Genomic DNA, 18592 nt, shown 5'->3' on the forward strand with positions numbered 1-18592 from the left:
CATGTATATCACATCGAGGGAAAAAGCAATTATCGAACTAATTATTAAAACATCAGGAAAACACACAGCTTTATCAATTGCCTCCACTCTAAATGTTAGTGCAAGGACAATTCAAAGAGATTTAAAGACAGTGGAAAAAATTATTAGGGAGTTTGACCTGAAGCTTATGCGCAATACAGATCAGGGGCTGGTTATTGAGGGAAAGAATGAACAAGTATACCGGCTAATCCAGCATTTGATAAGCATAGATCCCATTGATCAGCCTCCACAGGAACGGAAATTACGCCTTCTCTTAGCAATTCTGGAGGAGGAATTATATAAAACTCAGGTCTTAGCAGGTCATCTGGGGATCAGTACGGCAACGCTTGCAGCTTACTTAGATGAACTGGCTGTATGGCTGGGAAATTTTCAATTGCAGCTTACAAGAAAAAGAGGGGTCGGAGTTGCGCTTGAGGGCACAGAAGCAAACAAACGCAGAGCGCTGGTGCATTATTTCCTTCAATATTTTAATGAGGAATTAATTGAGAAGTTGTTTTTACTCGAAAAAGGGGATCTTCCTGAGGAAAGAATGCTTCATTATTTTGTTCCGAAGTATCTTCTGGAAGTCAGCTCCTTAGCCAATGCAGCATTTAATCGTGCACATGCCCATTTTGCGGATAGCGGACATCTGGAAATCATTCTACATATTTATATCACTTTGCAGAGGATAGAGTCTCAATATTTTATCAGTAGGGATGTAAGCCTTCCGGAAAAAGAAATAGCCGTTGAGTATGACGTAATGAGGCAAATAACAAATGAACTGGAACAAAAATTTGGAATAGCCTTTTCAGAAAAAGACATTCGTTATTTGGCGCTGAATCTCAAAGGTACAAAGCTCCGGGGAGCCGAGGCAGTTCCTTATGACAGCATTGTGCTCGCCCAGATGATAAAAAACGTGATCAAATCAGTTTCTGATCAGCTCCATGTGGATTTTACAAGGGATTTTTCCTTATTCCAGGGGCTGCTTGCCCACATGGAACCAGCCTTATTCCGTATGAAACAGAAATTGGATTCATTTAATCCGCTTAAAGAGGAAATCATGCGGAAGTATCCCATCCTCTTCATGGCTGTAAAAAATAGTGTTGAAGAGCAATTCAAAGAAATTGATCATTTTCCCGATGATGAAATAGCTTTTATGGTTCTGCATTTCGGATCAGCTTTGGTGATGCAAGAAGAGAATTTGCTGATTAAAGCTCTTGTGATATGCCCAACTGGAATTGGAACATCCAAGATGCTGATGAGCAGAATAAAAAAAGAAATAACAGAGATCGATGAAATTGACATCAAATCGATAAAGGAAATAACAGAGGATGCGAACCTGGAAGCATATGACATTATTCTTTCTACTGTCCGTCTTCCTATTATAAATGCTGAGTATATTTTGGTGAACCCGCTCTTAAGTGAAGAAAACATCCTTACTATAAAAAACTTTTTACAGAACAACATAGAAAACCTTACAAAAGATAAGCAATACCAAAAGATGGAACACGATTATGTGACTACTCCTGACAATAAGAAAAATATGGCCTTAACCGATATGCTTCAGGAGGTTAAAGATATTCAGCAGAGTATCGGGGCTATTATCCATAACTTTCGTTTTTATCAAATGGATAAGCGAACCAGTCAGGAACAGATTCTTAAGAACATGGTAATGAAGGCTGCAGAGGAAAATCTGCTGATAAATCCAGCAGCTGTCTTGGAAACATTGAGAGAGCGTGAAAAGAAGGGCGGTCTCGGGATTCCTGAAACTAATATCGCCCTTTTCCATGCCAGGAATAAGTATGTCCGGCAACTTATTTTTCAGATTGCCCATCTGCCGGACCCATGTCCTGTAAAAGGGATGGATGGGAACGATGTAGTAATGAAGAACCTTCTGCTCATGCTGGCCCCGGCAGAATTAAGCAGAAGAGAACAGGAGATATTAAGCTTAATCAGCACAAGTATAATTGAAACTGATGAGGCTATTATGGTCTTTTCTTCCGCAAATGAGGAAATGATCTGCAAAAAACTAGAAACTATATTTGTAGAGTATCTTCAATCTAATTTTAAAATAAATCAATAAAGGAATGATTGGATGAGACAAGCAGTGCATTTTGGAGCAGGCAATATTGGCAGAGGATTTATCGGTGCCCTTTTTTCCCAATCAGGCTACAATGTTGTTTTTGTAGATATTGCCGATCAGATTATTAATCAATTAAATGAGGAAAAGCAGTATAAGGTTAAACTTGCTACAGATGAGCAGGAAACCATGACAATTGAAAACGTTTCAGGGTTAAATAATCTGAAACAAGAAAAAGAAGTAGTTGATGTGATCAAGAATGCAGCTTTTTTGACAACAGCCATCGGTCCTAATATACTGCCTAGAATCGCGCCGTTAATTGCCAAAGGTTTGACTGCAAGAGTAGAAGAGGGAAAAAGTGAAAAGCTTTACGTCATTGCCTGTGAAAATCAAATATCAGCAACAGATTTGCTAAAAGGATACATCATGGAACATCTTGACGATAAAATAAAAGAAAAGGTCCACCATCAGGTTGCATTCCTAAATTCAGCTGTTGACCGGATCGTTCCGATTCAAAACAATCAAGGATCACTCGATGTTCTCGTTGAGCCGTACCACGAATGGGTTGTGGAAACATCGGAAGAGATTCCACCTATTGAAGGAATGAAAATTGTTCCTGAACTTGCTCCCTTTATTGAAAGAAAACTGTTTACCGTGAATTCAGGACATGCAGTTATCGCTTATCTTGGCTATTTAGATAATAAAGAAACGATTGACCAAACGCTTGCAGATGAGGAAATTTACAAGCAAGTTCGGGCGACTTTGAGTGAGACCGGGGCCTACTTAATTAATCGTTATGATTTGGATCCTGAAGAACATCAGAAATATATTGATAAAATCATCAGCCGTTTCCAAAATGCCCACTTAAATGATGGTGTAACGAGAGTCGGCCGTTCACCATTGAGAAAGCTTGGCCCGGATGACCGTCTGGTACGTCCGGCAGTTCAAGCGCAAAAAGCAGGCCTCTCTTACACCAATCTTGCAAAAGCAATAGCAGCAGCTTTACTGTTCGATTATGAGGAAGATGAAGATGCAGTAAAACTGCAGGTCATGATTAAAGAGAATGGAGTCCCGTATGTACTTCAAGAAGTATGTGGTCTTACAAACTCGAGTGACCTGGCAAAAGAAATTATTAGCCATTATGAATCTTTAAAGAAGTAACCTTTCTTTTAGAAAATATTAGCGGAATTAAGTTTTCCTAACCTCAGGCTGTCGTGAGATTCTCGGCAGCCATTTTTATTTTATTTTTGCTTTAATTGGTGAAATATGAAAATTATTATGCAAATCCTTATGGGGTCAGGCGGCACCGAGATAAATATAAAAGGACTAACTTGGAAACGTGGGTAATAGGTGCTTTAAAGGGCAGGATGCATAGAAAACATTCTGCCCTTATAGTATTAAAGGTTAGGCTATGATAAACTTCATTATCCCCGAAAATGCACCCGCATTTTCTTCATGCGATATTAATTCGAGGGTGCTTGTTCAACGTCCTGCGGGAAAGCAAGTCAAAGTGGCCCCCCAAGCGTATAACGCCGAAGGAGACTCCCGGACCCCCTCGCGGTAAGCGAGCTTCTTGAGAATTGCAGGCAAGTTTAACAGAGCTAGAAATTATTATAATTTCGAAGCAAATAGGCTATCCATTTACAATGTGGATGGTTTTGGATGTTCCCGATCAATCCTTTTACGATCGCAGGGCTCAAGCTTGATTCCAGAAGATCTTGTTTGAGAATGATGAGGGATTCTTTTTCAATAGACTCATCTAATTCCTCTATTTTTTGATCCATGATTCCGATAATTTGCTCGGCAGTTAGCTCTTTGTCCATAGGCTCTTTAAACATCTCGTAAAGCTCTTCCGTGATAAACGGGACTGTAGATTGCTTTGCCAGCAGATCTGTTTTTTCCGCAAGAGATTGGCTTAGTATATTTAAATCAAGAGGCGTATTGAAAAATAAAAATAAATGGGAGTATACATGCATGAAGCCTTTAATGCAATAAATCAAATCGTATTTTGTTTGTTCGGCAGTCTCTCCATATAACTGCTCTATCATCGATAGGGTAATTTCATCGATTAATTTGTCATAGTGCCGCACTTTTAATATTAGTTCTTCATTAAATGTGTGTACTTGTTCTTTGATAAAGATCTTTGCAAAGTCGGAATGCTTTTGAAAGGAGTTAAATGCAGTGTAAAAAAACTTATTTAAAAGTTCTTTTTTATTATTCGAACGGTTGACTACATGGTCAATATCCGAAACGAATTGCATCATGAAATAATCAATCAAGGCAATAATCAATTCATCCTTTGACTTGAAAGATAAGTAAAAAGCACCCTTGGATATACCGGAACGCTCAGTGATCTGTTGAACGGAGGTAGCTTCAAAACCTTGTTCAGCAAAGAGTTCTAAAGCACTTTCCATAATTAATTCTTTTTTGCCCATTTAATCTGTCGCTCCTTTTTTATTGACAAATGACCGATTGGTCATTAGTATAAGTAATTGAGTTTAATAAGTCAATTAGAGGTAGGTGTACAAGTGAAAGGGTTAGTTAATTTTGTCCTCCAGAATAAACTTGCAGTCTGGCTGCTTACAATCATTATTACAGTATCTGGGGTTTATTCAGGTACTCGAATGAATATGGAGACCATTCCGGATGTCTCGATTCCATACTTAATGGTCATGGACGTATATCCTGGTGCAACTCCAGAGAAAGTGATGGAAGATGTGTCCATCCCTATAGAAAAAGCCGTTGAAGGCCTTGAAGACGTGAAATCCGTGTATTCCAATTCATATTCTAACATGTCAAATATCCAAGTGGAATATGAATACGGCATAGATATGGACGAAGCAAAACGTGCGCTGCAATCTGCATTGGATACAGTTACGCTGCCAGAAGGAGCACAGGAACCGACTATTACAGCCATTAGCATGAACATGATGCCGGTTGCTGCATTAAGTGTGAGCAGTGAAACAGAAGATATTGTTGAATTAACTTCAACAGTAGAGGATATTATCCTTCCAAAAATCGAGAAAATCGATGGCGTTGCATCCGCTACGATCACTGGCCAGCATATAGAAGAAGTACAGCTCGAGTATAACGAGGAAAAAATGGCTGAGCTTGAATTAACGGAAGATAAAGTAAAGGAAATGATCCAAGCAAGCAACCTTGCTGTTTCATTAGGGCTTTACGAGTTTGAAGAAGGTGAGCAGGCGGTAGCGGTAGACGGCAAGTTCATGACAGCTGATGAATTAAAGAATATGCTTATTCCTCTACCACCATCAGCACAAAATCCATCCCCTTTAGTAAAGTTAAGTGATATTGCTGAGATTAACATTGTGGGCAAGGTACAATCTGTTTCACGTACAAACGGTGATAATGCCATTGCCATTCAAATTGTAAAAGAACAGCAAGCTAACACTGTTGAAGTCGTTAACAGTGTAAAGGATTTAGTCAAGGAAGAAAAGGCGAAGATCGACGGTCTCATAATTGATGTCTCACTTGACCAGGGAGCGCCAATAGAAGAATCTGTTTCGACTATGATTGAAAAAGCAGTGTTTGGCGGATTAATTGCTGTATTAATTATCCTGTTATTCCTTCGCGATTTTAAATCAACTATTATTTCAATCATTTCTATTCCAGTATCGATTTTCATGGCTTTACTGCTGCTTCACTGGATGAATATAACCTTGAATATTATGACGCTTGGAGCAATTACAGTTGCGATTGGCCGAGTAATCGATGACTCCATTGTTGTCGTCGAAAATATTTATCGCCGCCTTCATTTAAAAGAAGAAAAATTAACTGGCCGGGCACTTATTCGTGAAGCGACAATTGAAATGTTTAAGCCAATCCTATCCTCAACATTAGTAACGGTTGCGGTATTTGTACCGCTAATTTTTGTGGGAGGTATGGTCGGCGAGCTATTCATGCCGTTCGCTTTGACTATGACGTTTGCGCTTGGGGCTTCACTCATTGTTGCGATTACCATCGTTCCTGCTTTATCCCACTTCTTATTTAAAAAGAAGTTATATAGTGAGAAGACAGAAGGAAGCCATAAAGAAGCTGGCAAGCTATCAAATTGGTATAGAGGGGTTCTTGAAAAGTCACTTAATCATAAAATTATCACCTCTATAATTGCTATTGCTTTACTAGCCGGGAGTTTAGCTCTGACCCCATTAATCGGGTTTAGCTTTATGGGCAGTGAAGAAGAAAAAGTCATGTACTTAACATATACGCCGGAAGCAGGCGAACTTAAGGAAGAAACATTAGAAAACGTTAAAGAAGTAGAAGAGGAAATGCTCAAACGTGATGATATTGATATTGTCCAAATATCTGTCACAGAGGAAGCGGATCAAATGACAGCTATGATGGGCGGCGGAGCAGGCGGAGCTTTAATGTACCTGATCTTTGACCCGGAAATGGATAATTTCCCGAAAGCCCGTGAAGAAATAGAAGATTATGTGTTCGATATTGGCCAATCAGGTGAATGGAAAAGCCAGAATTTCTCCGCCATGTCCGGTTCAACAAATGAAGTCAGCTATACTTTCTACAGTGAAGATTTAGATAAGCTGAATGAAGCCGTAAAAACGGTAGAAGACGTAATGAAGGAAAATGAAGGATTGGAAGATATTTCTTCAAGTGCGGAGGATGCTTATGTTGAATATACATTTAATGTAGAGCAGGATGAGCTGCTGCAGTATGGGTTAACAGCCGGACAAATTGTCATGATGCTAAATCCTGCAAAAACACAGGATGTGCTAACAACTATTGAAAAAGACGGTGACACATTAGAGGTTATTGTCCAGCAGGAACAAACAGAACAGCCTAGATCTATCGAAGATATCCTGAAAACTCCGGTTCCGACCGCGCTGGGGACGACAATGCAGCTATCAGAGCTTGTCACAGTTGAAGAGGGTACAACGCTTAATACGCTTGCCCGAAGCAAAGGAGAATACTACGCAACAGTTTCAGGCAAGGTCATTGGCAATGATATTTCCAAAGCAACAGCTGAAACCAATGAAGCCATTGATAAATTGGATCTGCCTAAAGGAGTTACAGTTGGAGTAGCTGGGGTACAGGCGGATATGACCGAAACATTTACACAGCTTGGAGCTGCCATGCTTGCAGCCATCGCTATCGTTTATTTCATTCTTGTTGTAACATTCCGTGAAGGGGTTGCGCCATTTGCCATCCTATTCTCGCTGCCATTTGCAGTCATTGGTTCATTTGTTGGTTTATTAATCGCTGATGAAACCATCTCCGTATCTGTCATGATGGGATTATTAATGTTAATCGGTATTGTGGTAACGAACGCCATCGTACTTGTTGACCGTATTATTCATATGGAAAGAGACGGTATGGGAATGCGGGAAGCGGTTCTCGAAGCCGGCGCTACTCGACTCCGCCCAATCCTTATGACAGCCATTGCGACAATCGGTGCTTTAATCCCACTTGCAATTGGTTCAGGGGGTGGCGGTTTAATCTCCAAAGGCCTTGCTATTACGGTAATCGGCGGTTTAACAAGTTCAACGTTATTAACACTAATTATTGTACCGATCGTTTACGAAGTATTATCCAAGATATTCAAGAAAAACCGTAAAGAAATTGAAGAAAACTAAAAAGATAGCCCTGCCAGGTTGAATAGCTGCCTGCAGGGCCTTTATTTTTAGTGCTGCTGATCAGATCACTTACAAAGTGGCATCCACGTAACTAATAAACTAAAGTATGGAATCATCATTGTAAAAAATAATTATTTGGAAAATTGATGCTTATCTTTGAAGTAATCCAAACATCTTTTAGCAGTTAGTATCGGTCCCGTTAAAATGGGAACAGAGGTATCGATTTGGCTGGCAACATGAGACATACTGTATTGGGATAAAACAATTACATCCACACTATTTTCTATTTCCCGTATTAAATCTGATATTAAGCGATCATGCTCTTCCTTATTGCCTCTTTTCAATAAAAGAAGTGCTTTTTTATTAACTAAAGACTCAACATGAATGTTGGGGCTTTTTTTATATAAATAGTCTTGCAATGCGAGAGGGGTGGCTTGTACGGTAGAAATTAAGCCAATTCGATTATAAGCTAGGGCCTCATCCAGCATGGCTTCATCCGACCGAAATATCTTAGCATCGTATAAAGGCTGCAGGACACTAGACAAATTATTAAATGCAGAACAAGTTAATTGGATCATATCTACATTGGAATCAATTGCTGAATCGAGCAAACGGATGAATCTTCTTATAATAGCCGGTGTTAGTTCACCATGTTCTTCTAACCTATTTAATAAACCGGTATCCAGTAAATGTATAATTTCCGCATTGGGGGTAACCTTGTTAAAAGCCTCTTCAATAGGCTGAACCGATTCGATCATAGCATGTACTAAAGCAACCTTCATTTAAGTCAGCTCCTTCTCTATATTAAAGCGTTTACTGCCTCATCCAGTTTTGATTTATTTCTATATTCATTTACTGACTCCTTGTTTTATTACCACTCTTTTCTTTATTGTTGGCTCTATTAAACTTGCCCTTTGTTTTTCCGCTTAAGGCACTCAGCCAGCGGGCGGTCCGACGCTCCTCGGCTACTTGCGCCTGCTGGATCTCCCTTTGGCCAGCACTCCCGCAGGACTTTGAATAAGCTTCCGCGAATTTACATCCCACGAAGGAAATGTGAATGCATTTTCGAGGTTCTTACACCTCCGCTCCAATCAACAGGGTGTTACAATCAACACGGAGCTTTAATAAAGCCTTGTTTTAAAAAATAATAAATCTTCTTAAAGAATTTACAATGATGTAATTAAACTAGTAAATTTTCAATTATTAATAGGGCTTGAATATATTAATACCATTCTTCAGTTTATAGAGCTGTTTTTATGAACTCCCTTTTTTCTTTTACAAGATCCACCCTAGCAAACAGAAGGGCGTACATGAAGGTAAACAGGATATAAGCAAGGCCAACGATTAAGCTCAGAGTCCACGGAGCGAAGATTTCCAATAGAAACCCGGCGGAGCCCATTGAAATTGCCAGGGAAAGATTTGAGAGCATCTGCATGAGCCCAAAAAATGTTCCCTGCTTTGACTTGGGTATAAACTTCATCATGACTGTGTCCAGACAGATATTGCCGATGCCTCCAGCGAAGGTAATGAACACAACGGTTAAAAGAGCAATATTAAAGCTCGGAGCAAGACTTAGCAAAATATGTCCTGTTCCTTCCAGGGCAATAAAGATAATCACCAGTGTAATGAGGCCGCGTTTGATCATATGTGAGAAGAACGAGCTAAGAATAAGGCCGAGCCCCAATGCCCCATACATAAAGCCTACACCCAATTCTCCCATATCAAATACTTCAAGGGCGTAAATGCTCACAAGGATATTGTCTACTCCATTGGCAAGCGGCATTGTAAGCATAATGATGAAGAAAGCTATGAGTGCAGATGAACCGAATACAAGCCTTAAAGGTGAAAAAATAGGTGAAGATACTGTTTTTGGCTTCGTTTCTTTTTGGTCGGAGGCCGGAATGCATAGCTTTGAAATAAGTAAGGCTGATAATAAAAATGTTACCCCATTTATCATAAAAGCCGCCTGGTTTCCGAATACAAAAGATAGAATGCCTCCGGTACTTGATCCAATAATGAGGACAGACCCTGTCATGATTTGTTCAATCGAATTTACGTATAAAAGCCTATCTGGTTTTACGAGAGCAGGAATGAAAGACATTCTTGCCGGAGAGTAGATTGCTTCTCCCATGGCTATGATGAATGAACTCGAATAGACGATCCATAAGTGCTCCGGTTCCCGGACAAAAAGCAATGCAAGAACAGCTGGCACTCTCAGAAGGTCGATCGTTAGTAGGATCGCTTTTTTGGAAAAATGGTCAGCCAGCATACCCCCTATTGGGGCCAAGAAGAGGAAAGGAGCCATACGGATGGAAAACAGCAGCCCTATAGCTACTCCTGAACCTGTAACCTGGTAAAGCAGTGCAAGAAGCGCTACCTGTGTAAACCGGTTTCCTGCACCATTAATGACACCGGCCCAAAAAAGCATTTGATAATTTTTTTCTTTTTTCCATACAATCCAGTTTGTCATTTTGGCAGCCTCTCTCCCTCTAGTTTGATGAATATCTAATTTGTTAGTAAAAAAATAACCCATGTTTTTATACGGGGGGGTAATACATTAGATATATATCTAATTAGATTATATTCAAATTGTCTAATTTTCACAATCCCTAAATTTCACATTTTTTGTAAAAATGAAACCTTATCCTTTTATATTCTCGCATTTAAAATAAAGGAGGGGCAGATAATGAAATGGGTGTTCAACAAAGTGAGTGGAGGCTATGAACTTATTATTGAAACGGGAGCAGCCCGCCATAGTCTTGTCATTACGCTCCCGGAAATAAAAGGAAAGCTGAATCATATTTCAGCGGAATATGGTGAATCGAAAAGCTAGCCTTTTGAAAATTCTTACTGAATAGTGGACTTTAAGTGATTTTATTCTGGATAGTTTATAAGGAGAAGGTAAGAAGAAGTTTTAAAACTCTCCTTTGTTGGTAGTTATATAATAGAACAACCAGAAAGGATCATGAGATATGAAAGAAATTACTATAACTATTGATTATGATGGAATGAAATATCAGACCAATATCATCACAAATAAAGAAGCCCGCGATGAGGAAATTATGAAACAGGCAGAAGACCAGGTCAAAAAACAATGGGCAGGCTGAATCCGCAGAAGTATACTTTAAAACCCCTTTATTAGCACCTTTAGTTGGCCAATAAGGGGGTTTTGTATGCTTAATAGAGGTTTTATAAGTGTGCTAACGGAGCTTTTGATCCAGCTTTGCCTGCAAAAATTCGATTCTATTTGGCAGAACAAATAAATATTCTATTAAACTCTCTAATAGCTCCATTAATAAAGCGGCCATTTCCTGATCTATATCCTTCTCAAGATCAAGCATCTGGTAAAACGCGCTTCCCGGCTGAACTAGTTGGCTTAGGGATTGCAATGGCCTTGTTAAATCAACATGCTTTGGCAATTGTTCAAATTGCTTTGAAAGATTTTGCCCTTTAATTTCTTCACCTAGAAAGTTTTTAAGGATACTTTCAAGGACCCGTTTTGACATGACTGCGGTAGCAACCGTATCTTTGGATTGGCTGACGTTTAACGCTGATCGGTAAGCTCTGGTTAAATCAGCAGGTATATCTTTAATTTTCTCAAGATGGGTCAGGAGTTCTTTGGCAGAGTTGGGGTCATATATATAAAGAGCAGTTTTTTCGCTGAATTGATCGGTTTGGTTAAGAATCATAATAAAGACTGATTCTTTCTTGCAGGCCGAACATACCCCGTGGGAAAGAATGCTTGACTTGCTTGTATGATTATAATTAGCCTTTATTGCAAAAAGGCTCGTTTTACTGCATTTTGGACACTCGCATTGAACACTTGCAGGTATTTTCTTATACCCAAATTGACTATGAGAAACAATCTGTGCAGGCAACACCCTTCTCATACTATCCCTCCGTATATCTTTTTAACATCATTATAATTTTTAAAATTAAATTACCATTCCATTACATTTAAGTATAACTTTGAAAATAGTGAGGACAAGCCTGCAAAATTTGGAATTTAATAGGGGTATTGCCATTTAGGATTAATGAATGAATGCAAAAAGGAGCTGCTTTCTAAGTCGAAAGCAGCTCCCATTCATATTAAATATTCTACTTTTATAGTTCTTATCCTTTATAAGGGTTATTCCGATTTTCCCTTACATTTTCAAAGTTGTAAGCGTCTCTGCGGCGAACATCCACTTCATCGTCATAGCCAGATACAGTCCGGTCAGTAAAGTCGTCAGCTGTTGTATCCCCAAGGTTCTCGCTTAGCGGGCGGTTGGAATCAAGATTATCATCTGTCCAAACACTGCTGGTATTTCTTGTGTTATCCTTGAAAGCATTCGTTCCACGATCAAGCTCGCCTGGATTTAGAGGATCAATACTATTATAGGTTGTCCGATCACCTTCAAGTGCTGTACGATCAGTGTCTGTATATCCGTTATTAAAATTAGCAGATTTCGTTTCAGGATCCACTAACACAAGGATTTTCCCGGATTTAACATCCGCTTCATAACGGTGTGCTTCTTCTTCTGGAATGCCCATCCCAATTAAAGCTCCGGCTATTCCACCTGCCCCTGCGCCAACTGCTGCACCAGTTAAAGTGGCGGCAATTGGTCCTGCAGCAACGATTGGCCCGATACCAGGAATCGCCAATGCACCAACTCCTGCAAGAAGACCTGTTAACCCTCCGAGAACTCCGCCCGTAGCGGCTCCAGTGGCTAAGCCCTCTTCTGTTTTAGTGCCTGTTTCTTCTGTAACTGCGTCTACATCTTCTTGATTTTTACTGATTACCGAAATATCCTCAGGACGATATCCTTCAGCTCTTAATTTTTCTACGGCTTGAATAGCTTCCTGCTCTGTATCATATGCGCCTACAATATGTTTGCTTGTTGCCATTGTTATCATCCTCCTTGTTTTTTGTTGCTTATCTATTGGTGTACATACCTGTTTAAGAACAGCTATAAACCGGGTGGGTAAAATTACTAATACTTTACCCTTGACTAATGAGTTTCCTTGACCACAAAAAGCTAAATGGTTAGTTTTATAATAGAATAGACTAGAAAGGTTGATTAAATTGAATAAAATCTATTACAAGGATCCATACATACGATCATTTAAAACGGAATTGCAGCATCAGGGAACGGATGGGCAGGGAAAGGTTTTTGCAGTACTCAAGGAAACTGCTTTTTATCCGACTGGCGGCGGCCAGCCCCATGATCTGGGTACCCTTAATGGAGTAAATGTGCTCGATGTAGAAGAGGTTGATGGCGAGATCCGCCACTATTTAGAAAGAGAACTGGATATTTCTGATTCTAATATATCAGGTGACGTAGATTGGAACAGGCGGTTTGACCATATGCAGCAGCATGCTGGCCAGCATATTTTATCCGCTGCTTTTGAAGAGCTTTATGGCTATAAAACGATCAGCTTTCATTTGGGCAAAGAAATTTTAACGATTGATTTGGATACTGCCGATATGCCGGAACAGTATGCAGAGGAAGCAGAAAGATTGGCCAATACCATCATCCTTGAGAATCGGCCTATTGAAACAAAGTGGGTAACAGCTGAAGAAGCTGCGTATTTTCCTCTTCGCAAGCAGCTTGCTGTCAACGAAGATATTCGGCTGGTCATCATTCCTGAATACGATTATAACGGCTGTGGCGGAACGCATCCATCTTCTACTGGACAAGTGGGCAGCATTAAAATATTGGAGTGGGAGCGGCAAAAAAAGAAAATACGTGTTCAATTTGTCTGCGGCAGAAGGGTGCTCAAACAGCTTCATCAAAAACACAGGATTACGAAGGAGCTAAGCCAGCTGCTAAATGCTCCCGAACAGGAGCTGCCTTTGGCTGGGAAAAGATTAATCGAAACTGGAAAGAACCTGGAAAAAACGTTGGAAGCAGCAAAAGAGGCCCTTTTAGTCTATGAAGCAAAGGAGATGGCTAGCGGGGCAGCTGCAGGGGAATCCGCAAACCTGATTAATGGAATCTACCAGGAACGTTCCATTCAGGAATTGCAAAAGCTTGCACGCCTTATTGCAGGACAATCAGAAAATGGAGCCGTTATTCTAGTAAATGAGACGGAGGATAAACTGCAATTTGTATGTGCGAGGGGACAGCTTTCTGAAATCAATATGAAGAAATTAGCTGCCGCTCTCTTAAACAAGATTAATGGTAAAGGCGGCGGAAGTCCTCAATTTGCACAAGGCGGCGGGGAGAAGCTCATGAGCGGAGAAATGCTGCTCGAGCAAGCAGTGGAACTTGCAGGACAAAAGGTTAATTAGGGGTTTTTGACAGGCTGTATTGAAGCCCCATGATGATTTTGCACCACGTTGATTGGAGCGGAAGTCTCGAAAATGCATTCGCATTTTCATCGTGCGGTATTTATTCGAGGTAGCTCTTCTAAAGTCCTGAGGGAGAAGCGTGTCAAGTGGAGTTACCGCAGGCGCGCCGGACCCGCGGATACCAACAGGCAAGTTTAACAGAGTTAATTGATAAAATATTTAGAAAAGTATTGAAAAACAATTGTAATACAGCTGTTGTTGTATTACAATTTTAGTGTAGGCCATGCATTATAATGAATGTTTATGTTAACCGCATAAATACCTCATATAATATCCGGTTCTGCAGGAGGCAATTTCATGTACCAGCAAAATACCGTATATATTATCGGAGACAGCAAGACATCATTGAACAATCCTATCATGCAAAAATATAATGGTTTCTTTGTGGCACTTGTAATCGATAGGAAAACAGATGAAATTGTAGATGCTGAATGTTCATCTACGATTAATTTAACTTCATTATTTATTAAATCTATATTTGTAGGCAAATCCATATTGGAAGTAGACAAGGTGATGGAAGAAATTGAAAGCCGCTACTTCGGTTCCTCTCAAAAGGCCTTAATGGTTGCCTTTAAAAATGCCCATATAAAATACACACAAATTATGAATAAGTAGAGCTGCTTTTTCTGTTTTCCGCAGATGAAATCCAGCTATCAGAGAAGAACTGTATTCTCCGATAGCTGGATTTTTTGCATTTAAAAATGGAACTGCAAATATCTTAATCTGGAAAGCTGCTGGAATAGTTTACAGAAAATACAAAATAATCTATAATATAGAAAAATACTATAATAATATAATATTTGGGGGATTCTGAATGAAGCTTTATCTATCTGTTGATATGGAAGGGATTACAGGGCTGGCTGACCACACCCATGTAGATTCTTCAAAGCATAATTATGAGCGCGGCAGAGTGCTCATGACCGATGAAGCAAATCATGTTGTCACATCTGCCTTTGAAGAAGGCTGCAGTGAGGTTATTGTGAATGACAGCCACTCAAAGATGAATAATCTGCTAATTGAAAGGATGCATCCTGAAACACAGCTGATTACCGGTGATGTTAAACCATATTCAATGGTCCAGGGGCTGGATTCCAGCTTTGCCGGTGCAATGTTTGTCGGATACCATGCGAGGGCTTCCATGAAAGGGGTAATGTCCCACTCCATGATATTTGGCGTGCGGCATATGTTTATCAATGAAACAGCGATAGGTGAAATGGGCTTCAACGCCTATGTGGCTGGCTATCATGGCGTACCAGTGTTAATGGTTGCAGGAGATGATCAGGCGGCATTGGAAGCAGAGAAGCTAATCCCAAATGTCACGACAGCTGTTGTAAAAGAAACGATTTCCCGTTCAGCGGTAAAATCGCTGACTCCGGCAAAAGCAGGGCAGCTTTTAAAAGAAAAAGCAGCAGAGGCGCTGAAAAAGAAAGACCTCGTCAAGCCCCTTGTTCCGCCAGATAACCCTGTATTAAGAATTGAATTTGCCAATTACGGCCAGGCAGAATGGGCAGCGTTGATGCCAGGCACAGAGATTGAAGAGAATACAACCACCGTCCGCTATCAGGCAAAAGACATTCTTGAAGCATACCGGGCAATGCTGGTGATGACTGAACTGGCCATGAGAACTACATTCTGTTAGGAAGTGTTAATGAATGACTGGATACATAATTAAACGCCTTTTCGCCATGATTGTAACACTGTGGTTCATTATCACACTGACATTTTTCTTAATGCATTCCATTCCTGGCTCGCCTTTTAATGAAGAAAGGAATACGAGTGAAGCGGTCCAGCGAAACCTGGAGAAGTTCTACCATTTGGATGAACCGCTCTATGTTCAATATGGGATGTATTTAAAGTCTGTTGTTACGTTTGATTTCGGTCCATCTATAAAAAAGTCTTCCCAGACGGTTAATGAAATGCTGGGACGGGGCTTTCCGGTTTCATTTGAACTGGGTATAGTTACTCTTGTTGTGGCCGTTTTCTCCGGAATTGCCTTGGGAATCATAGCAGCACTCCGCCACAATGGCATTATTGATTATTTGGCGATGACCATTGCAGTTCTGGGGATATCAGTACCAAACTTTGTGCTGGCCACATTGTTAATTCAGCAGCTTGCGGTTAACATGGCTATTCTTCCGGTGGCCACCTGGTCAAGCCCAAAACATATGATCTTGCCAACCTTGGCGCTCGCAACCGGGCCAATGGCCATTATTGCCCGATTAACACGTTCAAGCATGTTGGAGGTACTGACGCAGGACTACATTAAGACAGCGAAAGCAAAGGGCTTATCCCCTGTGAAAATTGTTTTTAAACACGCATTAAGAAATGCCCTGCTTCCGGTTGTAACCGTTTTGGGATCACTGGCGGCAAGCATTTTAACGGGTACATTTGTTATTGAAAAAATCTTTGCCATTCCTGGAATGGGAAAGTATTTCGTTGAAAGCATCAATACGCGTGATTATCCGGTCATAATGGGAACGACCGTTTTTTATAGCACCATCTTAATTATGATGCTCTTCCTCGTCGATATCGCATACGGAGTTTTAGACCCGAGAATTAAGCTGCATAAAAAGGAGGGAAGCTAATGGAACTGCGCAAACAGCATGATAACCATAATCTTGCACCTGATATTCCGGATGATTGGTTTGTGCCCAAGGCCAAGGACCAGGGTGAAGCGGAAGCAGTTGTAAGGCCAAGTCTCTCCTACTGGCAGGATGCCTGGCGCAGGCTATTGAAGAATAAGCTCGCAATGGCAGGATTATTCTTTCTCATCGCTTTAGCTTTTATGGCCATATTCGGTCCAGTCATATCACCGCATAGTGTTTCCGAGCAGTCCCTGGCCAATCAAAATCTTCCTCCGTCTTCAAAATATTGGTTTGGCACCGATGAGCTGGGCCGTGATGTATTCGCAAGAACCTGGTATGGGGCAAGAATTTCCTTATTCGTCGGAATTGTAGCGGCGATGATTGACTTTGCAATTGGTGTCATATATGGCGGAATTGCCGGCTATAAAGGCGGCAGAACAGATAATGCCATGATGAGAATCGTTGAAATTCTTTATGGGCTTCCGTACTTGCTTGTTGTTATATTAATCAGCGTTGTAATGGGACCCGGTTTATTCACAATCATATTTGCCCTCTCTGTGACGGGCTGGGTCGGCATGGCCCGGATTGTACGCGGACAGGTTTTGCAAATTAAAAATTATGAATTTGTACTTGCATCAAAAACATTCGGAACTAAAACTTCCCGGATTATTAAGAAAAACCTCCTGCCAAACACAATGGGGCCCATTATTGTACAAATGACCCTAACAGTACCTTCAGCCATCTTTGCAGAGGCGTTTCTGAGCTTCCTCGGATTGGGCATTCAGCCGCCATTTGCAAGCTGGGGTTCAATGGCGAATGATGGGTTATCGACTATTCTATCGGGACATTGGTGGCGCCTGTTCTTCCCGGCCTTTTTCATCTCCCTGACGATGTTTTCATTTAACGTGCTTGGAGACGGATTGCAGGATGCCCTCGATCCGAAGTTAAGGAGGTAGCAGCATGGAGAAAGTACTGGAAGTAAAAGACTTGCATGTCACATTTACAACTTACGGGGGCGAGGTCAAGGCAGTAAGGGGAGTATCTTTTGACCTCCTCAAGGGAGAGACCCTGGCGATTGTCGGCGAATCGGGCTGCGGAAAGAGTGTCACATCACAAAGCATTATGCGCCTTATTCCCTCTCCTCCCGGCAGAATAGCCGGTGGCGCTGTCTTATTTAAGGGACAGGATCTGACTAAATTGAAAGAATCGGACATGAGGAACGTTCGCGGTGCTGATATATCCATGATCTTTCAGGATCCCATGACAGCTTTAAATCCCACGATTACAATTGGGGAGCAAATTATAGAGGGTATTATGCAGCATGAAACGATTTCAAGGCAGGATGCCCGTAAAAAGACACTGGAAATGCTTGATTTAGTAGGAATCCCTAATCCGGTTGAACGATTGAAGCATTATCCGCACCAATTCAGCGGAGGCATGAGGCAGCGTATTGTCATTGCCATGGCTCTCGTCTGTGAGCCTGAAGTGCTGATTGCGGATGAACCGACGACTGCATTGGATGTAACCATCCAAGCGCAGATTTTGGATTTATTTAAAGATATCCAGAGGAAAAAGGGTGTTTCAATTATTATCATTACCCATGACCTGGGGGTTGTCGCTCAAGTAGCTGACCGCATCGCCGTCATGTACGCCGGAAAAATAGTTGAAGCCGGGGAAAGAAGGGAAATCTTCTACAATCCCCAGCATCCATATACAAAAGGCCTGTTAAATTCAGTTCCGCGGCTTGACCTGGATGGAGCTGACCTTGTGCCAATCGGCGGATCGCCGCCTGACTTATTTTCTCCTCCTGCGGGATGCCCATTTGCGGCACGCTGCGACTTTGCGATGGAAGTATGTGACCGGGTCTATCCATATAAAACCCATTTGAGCCGGGAACACCATGTTGATTGCTGGCTCCAGGATGAGAGGGCACAGAAAATGCTTGCCGGTATAAAGTAGGTTA

At 41.1% G+C, this 18592-nt stretch carries 16 protein-coding genes; 11 read left to right on the top strand and 5 right to left on the bottom strand.

Annotated features, from left to right (window positions below; translation table 11 throughout):
- Position 1: 1 nt before the first annotated feature.
- Both DFO73_RS23930 and DFO73_RS23935 read left to right on the top strand, forming a co-directional pair.
- A complete protein-coding gene (locus DFO73_RS23930; protein WP_110067210.1) occupies positions 2 to 2101 on the top strand; it encodes a BglG family transcription antiterminator in 2100 nt (699 codons plus the stop codon).
- A 12-nt stretch (positions 2102 to 2113) separates the two neighbouring features.
- Positions 2114 to 3259 carry a mannitol-1-phosphate 5-dehydrogenase gene (locus DFO73_RS23935; RefSeq protein ID WP_110067211.1) on the top strand — a complete coding sequence of 382 codons (1146 nt, stop codon included), beginning with the start codon at positions 2114 to 2116 and terminating at the stop codon, positions 3257 to 3259.
- Between the two features lie 440 nt (positions 3260 to 3699).
- Here the strand turns inward: DFO73_RS23935 and DFO73_RS23940 are convergent, their stop codons facing one another.
- Positions 3700 to 4533: a TetR/AcrR family transcriptional regulator gene (locus DFO73_RS23940; RefSeq protein ID WP_110067212.1), complete on the bottom strand. Its 834-nt coding sequence runs from the start codon at positions 4531 to 4533 to the stop codon at positions 3700 to 3702.
- Positions 4534 to 4626: 93 nt separating this feature from the next.
- Here DFO73_RS23940 and DFO73_RS23945 point away from each other — a divergent pair, with 93 nt between their 5' ends.
- On the top strand, positions 4627 to 7710 hold the full coding sequence (locus DFO73_RS23945; RefSeq protein WP_110067213.1) for an efflux RND transporter permease subunit: 3084 nt from the start codon (positions 4627 to 4629) through the stop codon (positions 7708 to 7710).
- A 131-nt stretch (positions 7711 to 7841) separates the two neighbouring features.
- Here DFO73_RS23945 and DFO73_RS23950 read toward each other — a convergent pair whose 3' ends face one another.
- Together DFO73_RS23950 and DFO73_RS23955 are read right to left on the bottom strand one after the other, a co-directional pair.
- Positions 7842 to 8492, bottom strand: coding sequence for a hypothetical protein (locus tag DFO73_RS23950; protein WP_110067214.1), 651 nt, complete (start codon positions 8490 to 8492; stop codon positions 7842 to 7844).
- Between the two features lie 458 nt (positions 8493 to 8950).
- Positions 8951 to 10180 carry an MFS transporter gene (locus DFO73_RS23955; RefSeq protein ID WP_110067215.1) on the bottom strand — a complete coding sequence of 410 codons (1230 nt, stop codon included), beginning with the start codon at positions 10178 to 10180 and terminating at the stop codon, positions 8951 to 8953.
- A gap of 216 nt (positions 10181 to 10396) precedes the next feature.
- On the opposite strand from DFO73_RS23955, the gene DFO73_RS28890 reads away from it, so the two are divergent.
- Together DFO73_RS28890 and DFO73_RS23960 are read left to right on the top strand one after the other, a co-directional pair.
- Positions 10397 to 10543: a hypothetical protein gene (locus DFO73_RS28890; RefSeq protein ID WP_181396117.1), complete on the top strand. Its 147-nt coding sequence runs from the start codon at positions 10397 to 10399 to the stop codon at positions 10541 to 10543.
- Between the two features lie 139 nt (positions 10544 to 10682).
- Positions 10683 to 10817, top strand: a complete 135-nt coding sequence (locus tag DFO73_RS23960; protein WP_110067216.1) for a BA3454 family stress response protein — start codon at positions 10683 to 10685, stop codon at positions 10815 to 10817.
- 93 nt (positions 10818 to 10910) lie between these two features.
- On the opposite strand, the gene DFO73_RS23965 is transcribed toward DFO73_RS23960, so the two are convergent.
- Both DFO73_RS23965 and DFO73_RS23970 read right to left on the bottom strand, forming a co-directional pair.
- Entirely contained in the window at positions 10911 to 11600 is a 690-nt protein-coding gene (locus DFO73_RS23965) for a hypothetical protein (RefSeq protein ID WP_110067217.1), read from the bottom strand.
- Between the two features lie 223 nt (positions 11601 to 11823).
- A complete protein-coding gene (locus DFO73_RS23970; protein ID WP_110067218.1) occupies positions 11824 to 12597 on the bottom strand; it encodes a general stress protein in 774 nt (257 codons plus the stop codon).
- Between the two features lie 178 nt (positions 12598 to 12775).
- Between DFO73_RS23970 and DFO73_RS23975 the strand changes: the two genes are divergently transcribed.
- The 6 genes from DFO73_RS23975 (at position 12776) to DFO73_RS24000 (ending at position 18588) form a co-directional block, all read left to right on the top strand.
- Positions 12776 to 13984, top strand: a complete 1209-nt coding sequence (locus DFO73_RS23975) for an alanyl-tRNA editing protein (protein WP_110067219.1) — start codon at positions 12776 to 12778, stop codon at positions 13982 to 13984.
- A 357-nt stretch (positions 13985 to 14341) separates the two neighbouring features.
- A complete protein-coding gene (locus tag DFO73_RS23980; protein ID WP_110067220.1) occupies positions 14342 to 14659 on the top strand; it encodes a DUF3870 domain-containing protein in 318 nt (105 codons plus the stop codon).
- Positions 14660 to 14858: 199 nt separating this feature from the next.
- A complete protein-coding gene (locus tag DFO73_RS23985) occupies positions 14859 to 15683 on the top strand; it encodes a M55 family metallopeptidase (protein WP_110067221.1) in 825 nt (274 codons plus the stop codon).
- A gap of 13 nt (positions 15684 to 15696) precedes the next feature.
- Positions 15697 to 16629: an ABC transporter permease gene (locus DFO73_RS23990; protein ID WP_110067222.1), complete on the top strand. Its 933-nt coding sequence runs from the start codon at positions 15697 to 15699 to the stop codon at positions 16627 to 16629.
- Entirely contained in the window at positions 16629 to 17585 is a 957-nt protein-coding gene (locus DFO73_RS23995; protein WP_110067223.1) for an ABC transporter permease, read from the top strand. The genes DFO73_RS23990 and DFO73_RS23995 overlap by 1 nt, the downstream gene beginning before the upstream one ends.
- A gap of 4 nt (positions 17586 to 17589) precedes the next feature.
- Positions 17590 to 18588 carry an ABC transporter ATP-binding protein gene (locus tag DFO73_RS24000; RefSeq protein WP_110067224.1) on the top strand — a complete coding sequence of 333 codons (999 nt, stop codon included), beginning with the start codon at positions 17590 to 17592 and terminating at the stop codon, positions 18586 to 18588.
- Positions 18589 to 18592: the final 4 nt, after the last annotated feature.

It is taken from the genome of Cytobacillus oceanisediminis (assembly GCF_003182355.1).
GTDB classification, from domain to species: Bacteria; Bacillota; Bacilli; order Bacillales; family Cytobacillaceae; genus Cytobacillus; species Cytobacillus oceanisediminis_A.

What these genes read in the sequence shown, in the direction of transcription:
- DFO73_RS23995 (WP_110067223.1), top strand. Translation starts at nt 16,629, where the DNA reads ATGGAACTGCGCAAACAGCATGATAACCATAATCTTGCACCTGATATT.
- DFO73_RS23935 (WP_110067211.1), top strand. Translation starts at nt 2,114, where the DNA reads ATGAGACAAGCAGTGCATTTTGGAGCAGGCAATATTGGCAGAGGATTT.
- DFO73_RS23930 (WP_110067210.1), top strand. Translation starts at nt 2, where the DNA reads ATGTATATCACATCGAGGGAAAAAGCAATTATCGAACTAATTATTAAA.
- DFO73_RS23955 (WP_110067215.1), bottom strand. Translation starts at nt 10,180, where the DNA reads ATGACAAACTGGATTGTATGGAAAAAAGAAAAAAATTATCAAATGCTT.
- DFO73_RS23990 (WP_110067222.1), top strand. Translation starts at nt 15,697, where the DNA reads ATGACTGGATACATAATTAAACGCCTTTTCGCCATGATTGTAACACTG.
- DFO73_RS23950 (WP_110067214.1), bottom strand. Translation starts at nt 8,492, where the DNA reads ATGAAGGTTGCTTTAGTACATGCTATGATCGAATCGGTTCAGCCTATT.
- DFO73_RS23940 (WP_110067212.1), bottom strand. Translation starts at nt 4,533, where the DNA reads ATGGGCAAAAAAGAATTAATTATGGAAAGTGCTTTAGAACTCTTTGCT.
- DFO73_RS23965 (WP_110067217.1), bottom strand. Translation starts at nt 11,600, where the DNA reads ATGAGAAGGGTGTTGCCTGCACAGATTGTTTCTCATAGTCAATTTGGG.
- DFO73_RS23980 (WP_110067220.1), top strand. Translation starts at nt 14,342, where the DNA reads ATGTACCAGCAAAATACCGTATATATTATCGGAGACAGCAAGACATCA.
- DFO73_RS23960 (WP_110067216.1), top strand. Translation starts at nt 10,683, where the DNA reads ATGAAAGAAATTACTATAACTATTGATTATGATGGAATGAAATATCAG.
- DFO73_RS24000 (WP_110067224.1), top strand. Translation starts at nt 17,590, where the DNA reads ATGGAGAAAGTACTGGAAGTAAAAGACTTGCATGTCACATTTACAACT.
- DFO73_RS28890 (WP_181396117.1), top strand. Translation starts at nt 10,397, where the DNA reads ATGAAATGGGTGTTCAACAAAGTGAGTGGAGGCTATGAACTTATTATT.
- DFO73_RS23985 (WP_110067221.1), top strand. Translation starts at nt 14,859, where the DNA reads ATGAAGCTTTATCTATCTGTTGATATGGAAGGGATTACAGGGCTGGCT.
- DFO73_RS23970 (WP_110067218.1), bottom strand. Translation starts at nt 12,597, where the DNA reads ATGGCAACAAGCAAACATATTGTAGGCGCATATGATACAGAGCAGGAA.